The organism is Natronomonas salinimetallica, assembly GCF_013839515.1.
GTDB lineage: Archaea > Halobacteriota > Halobacteria > Halobacteriales > Haloarculaceae > Natronomonas.
The window spans coordinates 44,432-53,367 of sequence record NZ_JACDNQ010000017.1; the positions used below are offsets into that span (position 1 = coordinate 44,432).

Below are 8,936 nucleotides of genomic sequence, written 5' to 3' on the forward strand. Positions count from 1 at the left end.
CCCCGCCCTCCGATACACGCCCACGGTACGTTTTTACTGCCAGCCCGACACCGTCCGGGTATGCCGTTCAATCCCGACGCGGTCGAGACGGTCACCGTCGATTCCTACGGAACGCTCGTCGATCCCTCCGCGGCGGTCGACGCCCTCGACGACCACGTCGAAGCGACCGACTCGATCTCCGACGTTTGGCGGACCAAGTCCATCGAGTACACGATGATCGGCAACTTCGTCGACGGCTATCAGCCCTTCTACGACATGAACCGGGACGCGCTCCGCTATGCGCTCGCGGCCCACGACGTCGACCTCGCCGACGACGTGGTCGAGCGGATCCTCTCGGTGTACCACGAACTCGAGGTCTTCGACGACGTCACGGACGGGATCGGGCGGCTGGTCGACGGCGGCTACCCCGTCTACGTCGTCTCGAACGGCAACCCCGAGATGCTCGACTCGATGGTCGCCCACGCCGACATCGGCGGCCTGATCGAGGACACGGTGAGCGCCCACGAGGTCGAGACGTTCAAGCCCGACGCCGAGATCTACCGCCACGCCGCCGCCCGGACGGGCACGCCGATCGAGTCGATCGCGCACGTCGCCGGCCCGAGCTTCGACATCCAGGGATCGATGCACGCCGGGATGCAGGGCGTCCGCCTCGACCGGACCGGCGAGCCGTGGGGGACCTACGGCCCCGAGCCGGATCTGACCGTCGGGAGCTTCCACGAGTTCGCCGACGCGCTCGGTGTCTGATCGCCCGCGTCTCGCGGTTCGTCCCCCGCGTCTCGCGGTTCATTCCCGTCGGAGGGCCCGAACCGCGAACAACGTGAGCAGAACCCCGAGACCCCGAACGGCGGCCACGAACCCCGCACGCCACCGGAGGTCGTCGGGCCGTTCGTAGGCGAGACGGCCGCCCCAGCCGAGATACCGCCGCGGGAAGACGGCGACGACAGCGCCGACGCCCCCGACGAGACGGACGAACCACCCGTAGGCCGCCCCGCCGAGCACACACAACAGGACGTACAGCGCGCCTTCGGCCCGGATCGCCGCGGGAAGCCACGACTTCGCGTCCGCGTCGTCGGGGTTCTCGAAGGCGACCCGCTCGTACGCCGCCAGGATCCGATCCGGAAACAGCGTCATACCCGCACCGAGGGCGGCCAGGAGGATTCGTGGCATGCTCACGATAGACGCGGGGAGCGTTTCAACGTATCGCCGTGTCCCGGTCGATCGAAACGGGTGATTTCGCCGGATCCAGGTAGCTCCGGTGATAAACACACGCATGTCACAGAGAGACGCGATCGCCGAGAGTCTCCGGATCGACGCGGCGGCGTTCCCGACCCGCGTCGCCGAGCTTTCCGCTGTCGGCGCCCGCGCCGCCGATCGGATCGAGCAAGCGAGCGCGCCGGAGGCGTTCGAAGGTCCCGAGGACGTCCCGGCGTTCGAGACGCTGAGCGCGGTAGAACGGGACCTCGTCTGGCGGCTGTGGGTACTCGCCGACGCGCCGTTCGGGCTCGCGCTCGCCGGGCCGGCGTTTCAGGACACGCCGACGATCTACGTCAACCGGACGTTTCGGGCGCTGACCGGCTACTCCCTCGCGACGGTTCGCGGCGAGAACCTCCGGCTGCTCCAGGGGCCGGCGACGCGGCCCGAGCCCGTGGCCGACCTCGCCGAAGCGATCGGGATCTGGGAGCCCGTGACCGTCGAACTGCTGAACTATCGCCGGGACGGTTCCGCGTTCCGAAACCGCGTTTCGCTCCTCCCGTTCGAGGGGCCATCGGGGGCGATCGCGAACTGGGTCGGTATGCAAGAAGCCGTCGGGAGGCGGTGCTGATCGACGCCCCTGGTCGATCGGCACCCCGCGGGGTGATCCTCAACAAACCGACCGGATCAGGCCGAGTAACTCCTCGCGGAACGCCCCCGGCTCCGCGGGCGGGGCGTCGGACTCCGGCCCCGATCCGAGGAGGGCCTCGAGCCCCGTGACCGGATACGCGCCGCCGGCGATCCGAAAGGAGCCGTCGGCCGCCCAGACCGCAAGCCAGCCCTCGACGTCGATGCAGTCGGGGAGCGCCGTCCCCCCCGTCAACGGGAGGTCTGCCGTGAACTTCCGGAGCCGGGCCCGGTCGCCGGACTCGGTTCGGAGCCGCTGTTTCCGGCCGCTTTCGACGCCTTCGAAGCCCCGTGATTCGAGGTCCTCGGCGAAGGTCCGCCTCGCCCGGCTTGCGACCGTCGGACGCAGCGACGCCGGGCCGATCCCCGGCGCTAACGGGGGGCGAAACGACAGCCGCGTCGCGAAAAAGAACCGCCAGGTGTCCTCCTCCTCGACGGCGATGAGGCCGCCGTCACCGTCGGACCGTGGGGGTGGTCCCTCCGCCCCGCCCGCCCCGCCCGCCCCGCCCGCTTCGATGGCCTCGTACAGCCGTACGTCGTCATAAAACAGCGTGGACCCGACCACGGCCACCGCGGGCATCCGAAAGACCGTCTCCTCGCTCGTCGACCGTAACCGCCAGCCGCCGGCGAGAAGCCGCTCGTGGGGAACGGAGGGGTAGCCCTCCGATGCGTTTGGAGTCTCCGATCCGTTCGGGCCCTCCGATCCGTTTGGAGTCTCCGATCCGTTCGGGCCCTCCGATCCGTTTGGAGTCTCCGATCCGTTCGGAGTCTCCGATCCGTTCGGGCCCTCCGATCCGTTTGGAGTCTCCGATCCGTTCGGAGTCTCCGATCCGTCGGTACCGCCCGGTTCGCGCGTCATCCCCGTAGCCTCCGTCCACGTCCGAGCGCCCCGGTCATGCGGAGTGTTGTGGTTGCGGACCTATCAATCCTCCCGCGACGGCGACGCTATTGGGCGTCGACGACGGCGACGCCGGCGAGGTTGACGATGTCTTTGACCTCGTCGCCGCGCTGGAGGACGTGGACGGGTTTGTCCATGCCGACGAGCATCGGGCCGATGGCTTCGGCGCCGCCGAGCCGCCGTAGTAGCTTGTACGCGATGTTGCCGGCCTCCAGGTTCGGAAACACCAACACGTTCGCCGGGCCACCCAGATCCGCGAAGGGGTAATCGCCGGTCAGCATCTCCTCGACGACGGCGGTGTCGGCCTGCATCTCGCCGTCGACGGGGAAGCCGACGTCGGGGTCCTCACGCAGCCGTCGGGCCGCCTCCCGCGGCTTGCGGGTCCCCTCGTTGTCGACCGTGCCGAAATCGGAGTACGACAGCATCGCGACGCGGGGCTCGACGTTGAACTGGCGAGCCAACTCGGCGGTGTGCCGGGCGACCTCCTCTAGGACGTCCTCGTCCGGGGCCTGGTTGACCGTCGCGTCGGCGACGAAGACGACCCGGTTTTTGAACGTCAGCATGTATACCCCCGCCGCGTAGTCGGCGTCCTCGGCGGTCCCGACGACCGAAAGCGGCGGCCGCAACGCCGTCGGATAGTGGTTGGTCAACCCGGTCAACATGGCGTCGGCGTCGCCCATCTCGACCATCACGCTCGCGAGGTGGTTGCCGTCGTGGACCAGCCCCTCCGCCTCCCGCCGGGTGACGCCCTTGCGCTTGCGGAGTTCATAAAGCCGGTCGGCGTACGGCGAGAGTTCGTCGGCCACCGGGTCGACGATCTCCGGTTCGAAATCGAGACCGAGGTCGGCGGATTGCTCCCAGATCGAGCGCTTGTCGCCGATGAGGATCGGTTCGGCGATCCCCGCCTCGACGAGTTGGTGGGCCGCCCGGATCATCTTGGGGTCGTCGCCCTCGGCGAGGACGAGGCGTTTGGGATCGCTTTTGGCCTTGTTCAATACCACCCGCATCATCTCCCTCGATTTCCCCAACCGCGCCTCCAGTTCCTCCCGGTACGTATCGCGGTCGAGGGCCTCGCGTGCGACGCCGCTTTCGACGGCCGCCTCCGCGACCGCCCCCGACACCTCGAAGAGGATGCGCGGGTCGAGGGGCTTTGGGATGATGTACTCGGGGCCGAACTGCAGGGGCTGGTCGCCGTAGGCTTTGACGACGGCATCGGGGACGTCCTGTTTGGCGAGGTCCGCCAGCGCCTCGGCGGCGGCGACTTTCATCGCCTCGTTGATCTCGGTCGCTCTGACGTCCAACGCGCCGCGGAAGATGAAGGGGAACCCAAGGACGTTGTTGACCTGATTGGGGTAATCCGACCGTCCCGTCGCCATGATCACCGTGTCCTCGCGGGCGCCCTTGGCCGCCTCGTACCGGATCTCCGGGTCCGGGTTCGCCATCGCAAAAACGATCGGATCGTCGGCCATCGAACGCACCATCGCCTCGGAGACGATGCCACCCACCGACAGCCCGACGAATACGTCCGCACCCGCCATCGCGTCCGCCAGATCACCGCCCGACCCCGAACTCGCGAACGCCTCGATATAGGTGTGTGGGTCGCCCGCCGCCATCCGGTCCTCGGTGATGATCCCGTCGACGTCACACATGGTGACGTTGTCGGGGGCGACGCCGAGCGAGTCATAGAAGTGTGCGGTCGCGGTCGCGGCCGCGCCCGCCCCGGCGAAGACGACCTCGAGGTCTTCGAGGGGTTTGCCGGCGATCTCGGCGGCGTTGAGCAGCGCGGCCCCGGAGATGATCGCGGTGCCGTGTTGGTCGTCGTGGAAGACGGGAATGTCCATCTCCGCACGGAGATAGGACTCGATCTCGAAACAGTCGGGGCTGGCGATGTCCTCCAGGTTGATCCCGCCGAACGTCGGCTCCATCCGGGCGACCGACTCCGCGAACTCCGCCGGATCGTCCTCGTCGAGTTCGATGTCGAAGACGTCGATGTCGGCGAAGCGTTTGAAGAGGACGCCTTTGCCCTCCATGACCGGTTTCGAGGCCTGGGCCCCGATGTCGCCCAGTCCCAGGACGGCGCTGCCGTTGGAGACCACTCCGACCATGTTGCCTTTCGTGGTGTAGGTGTAGGCCTGTTCGGTGTCCGCGGCGATTTCGTTGCAGGGGGCGGCCACGCCGGGTGAGTACGCCAAGGAGAGATCCCGCTGGGTGTTCGTCGGCTTCGTCGTCGAGATCTCGATCTTTCCCGGCGGGTCGACTCGGTGATACTCTAATGAGTCCTCTTCCAGTCCCATGTCGAAACTGCGAGCGCGGAGCCTAATGAGTGGTGGTATCTCATGGCCGTGATTCGTGTTGTCTTACCGTGATTCGTGTTGTCTTACCGTGATTCGTGTTGTCTTATGTTGTCTTACCGTGATTCGTGTTGTCTTATTTTGTGGGTGTGCGCGAATCGCGCCGTCCGGGTTAGGGCCTCGTCACCAACACGGCGGCCAGCCCTCCGGCGGCCGCGGCGAAGGCGGCGAGGACGACGAACATGACGGATACCGATGCGTACGTGAGAACGGCCCCCGAGATCGCGGCCCCGAGCGCGCCGATTCCGAAGATCGCGAGATAGGTGTAGCCGAACGAGAGCCCCCGTGAGCCGGGCATCGAGTACTTCGCGATCGTCGCCTGCGTGAGCGGCTGCATCGCGAACAGCGTAAAGCCGAGGACGACGCTCGCCGCGAGCAGGCCCCCCAACCCGAGACGGGCCGCGGGCACGAAGCCGACCGCGATGACCGCGAGCGTCGACGCCATCACGATCAGCCCCCGATCGGGTTCGATCCGCTCCGTGAGCCGCCCGCCGAGGTACTGCCCGCCGATCCCGACGGTGAGCAAGCCGGCGTACAGATAGCCCGCGAGGTCGAACTCCTCGGCCACCGGGCTGTCGGGGGCGACGATCCCCGGCTGGACGTCGCCGACGGCCGCGGTCAGGAAGTCCCCGAGCAGATCGGGCAGGAACGTCAACACCCCGCGGTAATACAGCCCGTTCAGCGAGACAATGACGAACACCAACGCGAAGCCCGCGGTGAAGAGCCTCCGGCTCTCCGTGAGAAAGCCGACGAGCGACTCGGGGCCGCCGCCCCGGCTCCCGTCCGCTCCCGTTCCGCCGTCGGCCTCCTCGATCGCCGCCGTCGGATCGAAGCCGATCCGGAGTCCGACGACCGCCGCGAGAAGCGCCGGGACGGCGAGGGCGACGGCCACCGTCTGCCACTCGAACGCCAACAACAGCAGCGCCGTCGCCAACGGGCCGCCCGCGATCCCGGCGTTGCCGGCCATCCCGTGGTAGGCAAAGCCCCGCCCGCGCTCGACGACGCCGTTGCTTATGAGCGTCAAACCGGCGGGGTGATAGACGCTCGCGCTGAGGCCCCAAAGCGCCAACGCCGCCGTGAGACCACCGACACCCGGGGCGACGCTCAAGAGGAGAAACGACAGCCCCATGCCCGCGAGACAGCCGACGACGAGCGTCCGGGAGCCGTACCGGTCGACGAGTACGCCGCCGGGGAGCGCGCCGACGCCGAAGAGGCCGTACCCGACCGAGACGACCGTTCCCAACAGCGCGGCCGTCGTCGAGAACTCGAGCAGCCAGACCGTCATGAGGATCGGGATCGACATCTCGTAGACGTGGACCATCGCGTGTCCGACCATCGCGAAGCTGACGATCGAGCGGTCGTTTCGCTTCACAGTCGCGCTACTTCGGTGACCGTGTTATGGGGTTCGGTTTCGGGTGGACGCGGCGGTTTATTCGCCGGCGTGTGATGACTCCGGCGTAAAAGTGACGCCGTCGATCTCGATTTCCTCGGGGACGCCGCCGGCATCGTGGGTGCCGACCGGTGGGAGGTTCACTTCGGCGGCTGCGGAGGTGTCGAGGTCGGTCTCGTCGTCGATCCCCGACATCCGGCCGTCGGCGTCACGGGCGTCCTGGTCGATTCGCATCGAACAGAACTCCACGCCACACATCGAACAGAACCGCGCCTCCTTGTAGTTGTCCCCCGGGAGCGTCTGATCGTGGTACGATCGGGCACGGTCGGGATCCAAGGCGAGGTCGAACTGGCGACGCCAGTCGAACTCGTAACGCGCCTCCGAAAGCGCGTCGTCCCAATCGCGGGCACCGGGCAATCCGCCCGCGACATCGGCCGCGTGGGCGGCGATCCGATAGGCCGCCAGCCCGTCCCGTACGTCCTCCCGTTCCGGAAGGCCGAGGTGTTCTTTCGGCGTGACGTAACACAACATCGCAGCGCCTGCCCGCCCGGCCTCGGCAGCACCGATCGCGCTCGTGATGTGGTCGTAGCCGGGGGCGACGTCAGTGACGAGCGGTCCGAGTACGTAGAACGGAGCGCCATCACAGACCGCCTGCTGGCGTTCGACGTTGTCCGCCACCTGATCCATCGGGACGTGTCCGGGGCCCTCGACCATGACCTGCACCCCGTGGTTCCACGCCGTTTGCGTGAGTTCCCCGAGCGTGTCGAGTTCGGCGAACTGCGCCTCGTCGCCCGCGTCGGCCAGACAGCCTGGGCGGAGCCCATCGCCCAGCGAGAACGTGACGTCGTGCTCGGCGAACAACTCACAGATCTCCTCGAACCCGGTGTAGAGCGGATTCTGCATGCCGTTCTCCTCGATCCACTGGGCCAGGATCGAGCCCCCGCGTGAGACGATCCCCGTCTTTCGTTCGTCGGTCAGCGGCAGGTGCTCCATCAACACTCCGGCGTGGATCGTCATGTAGTCGACCCCCTGTTCGGCGTGTTTCTCGATGACGTCGAAGAGCAGATCGTGGGTGATATCGGCCGGCCCGTCGGCACGTTTGACCGCCTCGTAGATCGGGACGGTACCGACGGGAACCGGCGAGTGGGTGACGTTCGCCCCGCGGATCGCATCGATATCCGATCCCGTCGAGAGGTCCATCACCGTGTCCGCACCGTAGTGGACGGCTGTATGGAGCTTCTCGAGTTCCCCCTCGATGTCGCTCGTCTCCTCGCTGTTGCCGATGTTGGCGTTGACTTTCGTGGCGAACTCGCGGCCGATAATCATCGGATCGAGCGACTCGTGGGCGTGGTTGTTCGGGATGACCGCCTGCCCCTCGGCGACCTGTTTTCGGACGAATTCCGAGTCGCGATTCTCGCGGTCGGCGATCCGTTCCATCGCCGGCGTCACGTCGCCGTCACCGGCACACTGAAGCTGGGTCCGTGTCATCGATACATAGGTTGTATTACTTGGTTATAATTCTTGGTTTTCGGCCTCACGGACGACGGCGAACCGGCTCCGTGAACGACGACAAACCGGCTCCGTGAACGACGGCGGATCTACATCAAAAGACACCGAAGCCGCCCGCGAGCAGCCGAATACCGATCACGCTCAAAAGCCCCAGTACGATCGCTCGTCTGGCGTGCTCTCCGATCCGACCGCGGAGGCGCTTCCCGACGCCGACGCCGACGAGCGCGGGCAGGGCCGCCAGCACCGACCCGACGGCGACGGGCACGTCGGGGTAGAGCCCGAGCGCCGCCGCGGCCCCGACCCGGAGCCCGTTGATCCCGACGAACACCAGCGCGATGACGCCGACGAAGAGACCGTGTCGGAGATCACAGCTTCGGACGTACGCGACGAGTTGGACCCCGACGTTCGTCGCGCCGAAGAGCAGCCCCGACGCCGCCCCGACGGCGGCCATCGCGGCCGGCGTCTCGACGAAACAGCCCTCCTTGGCCCGTTCGATGCCGGGGAGGGCGACGAGCCGCTGGGCCGACACCACGAACGACAGCGAGACGATCCCGAGGCCGATCCGAAGCGGTGCCTCCGGCAGCCGGTCGAGGGCGGCCATCCCGACGATGGTACCGACGATCGCCGCGAGCACGAGCGGCGTAAACCGCCGCCCGCAGTCCCGCAGGTCCGCAGCGGAGAGCTCCGAGAGCAACGAGACGTTCACCGCGAGGATCGGAACGATCATGAACACGACCGCGACGGCGGGGTCAAACACCGACGCGAGCGCCATCGTCCCGACGACGGCGAACCCGAAGCCTGCGACACCGTTCACCGCCCCCGATACCGTGACGACCGCGACGATGAGGACAGCAACCTCCGGTGTGAGCGAAACTGACACACCGGGTATAGGTCGATCTCGTATATAAAA

The 8,936-nt window shown here is 67.3% G+C and carries 8 protein-coding genes; 2 read left to right on the forward strand and 6 right to left on the reverse strand.

Features of this window, described 5'->3' with window-relative positions; genetic code table 11:
* Positions 1-60 precede the first annotated feature (60 nt).
* The gene (locus HZR14_RS12555) at positions 61-744 is read left to right on the forward strand and encodes a haloacid dehalogenase type II (RefSeq protein WP_181693216.1); all 684 of its coding nucleotides are present in this window, start codon (positions 61-63) and stop codon (positions 742-744) included.
* A gap of 39 nt (positions 745-783) precedes the next feature.
* Here HZR14_RS12555 and HZR14_RS12560 read toward each other — a convergent pair whose 3' ends face one another.
* The gene (locus HZR14_RS12560; protein ID WP_181693217.1) at positions 784-1,167 is read right to left on the reverse strand and encodes a hypothetical protein; all 384 of its coding nucleotides are present in this window, start codon (positions 1,165-1,167) and stop codon (positions 784-786) included.
* A gap of 103 nt (positions 1,168-1,270) precedes the next feature.
* Here HZR14_RS12560 and HZR14_RS12565 point away from each other — a divergent pair, with 103 nt between their 5' ends.
* Complete coding sequence (locus tag HZR14_RS12565; protein WP_181693218.1) at positions 1,271-1,822, forward strand: PAS domain-containing protein; 552 nt, start codon at positions 1,271-1,273, stop codon at positions 1,820-1,822.
* A gap of 39 nt (positions 1,823-1,861) precedes the next feature.
* Here the strand turns inward: HZR14_RS12565 and HZR14_RS12570 are convergent, their stop codons facing one another.
* The 5 genes from HZR14_RS12570 to HZR14_RS12590 form a co-directional block, all read right to left on the reverse strand.
* Positions 1,862-2,737, reverse strand: coding sequence for a DUF6517 family protein (locus HZR14_RS12570; RefSeq protein ID WP_181693219.1), 876 nt, complete (start codon positions 2,735-2,737; stop codon positions 1,862-1,864).
* 86 nt (positions 2,738-2,823) lie between these two features.
* Positions 2,824-5,070, reverse strand: coding sequence for an NADP-dependent malic enzyme (locus HZR14_RS12575; RefSeq protein ID WP_181693220.1), 2,247 nt, complete (start codon positions 5,068-5,070; stop codon positions 2,824-2,826).
* A 169-nt stretch (positions 5,071-5,239) separates the two neighbouring features.
* Entirely contained in the window at positions 5,240-6,499 is a 1,260-nt protein-coding gene (locus HZR14_RS12580) for an MFS transporter (RefSeq protein WP_370464986.1), read from the reverse strand.
* A 57-nt stretch (positions 6,500-6,556) separates the two neighbouring features.
* Positions 6,557-8,005 carry a phosphomethylpyrimidine synthase ThiC gene (gene thiC, locus HZR14_RS12585; protein ID WP_181693221.1) on the reverse strand — a complete coding sequence of 483 codons (1,449 nt, stop codon included), beginning with the start codon at positions 8,003-8,005 and terminating at the stop codon, positions 6,557-6,559.
* 115 nt (positions 8,006-8,120) lie between these two features.
* Positions 8,121-8,906, reverse strand: a complete 786-nt coding sequence (locus HZR14_RS12590; protein WP_181693222.1) for a TSUP family transporter — start codon at positions 8,904-8,906, stop codon at positions 8,121-8,123.
* Between the last annotated feature and the right edge of the window lie 30 nt (positions 8,907-8,936).

Excerpts from the sequence above, each read along its gene's own strand:
- HZR14_RS12555 (WP_181693216.1), top strand. The coding sequence starts at position 61 with ATGCCGTTCAATCCCGACGCGGTCGAGACGGTCACCGTCGATTCCTAC.
- HZR14_RS12560 (WP_181693217.1), bottom strand. The coding sequence starts at position 1,167 with ATGCCACGAATCCTCCTGGCCGCCCTCGGTGCGGGTATGACGCTGTTT.
- HZR14_RS12565 (WP_181693218.1), top strand. The coding sequence starts at position 1,271 with ATGTCACAGAGAGACGCGATCGCCGAGAGTCTCCGGATCGACGCGGCG.
- HZR14_RS12570 (WP_181693219.1), bottom strand. The coding sequence starts at position 2,737 with ATGACGCGCGAACCGGGCGGTACCGACGGATCGGAGACTCCGAACGGA.
- HZR14_RS12575 (WP_181693220.1), bottom strand. The coding sequence starts at position 5,070 with ATGGGACTGGAAGAGGACTCATTAGAGTATCACCGAGTCGACCCGCCG.
- thiC (WP_181693221.1), bottom strand. The coding sequence starts at position 8,005 with ATGACACGGACCCAGCTTCAGTGTGCCGGTGACGGCGACGTGACGCCG.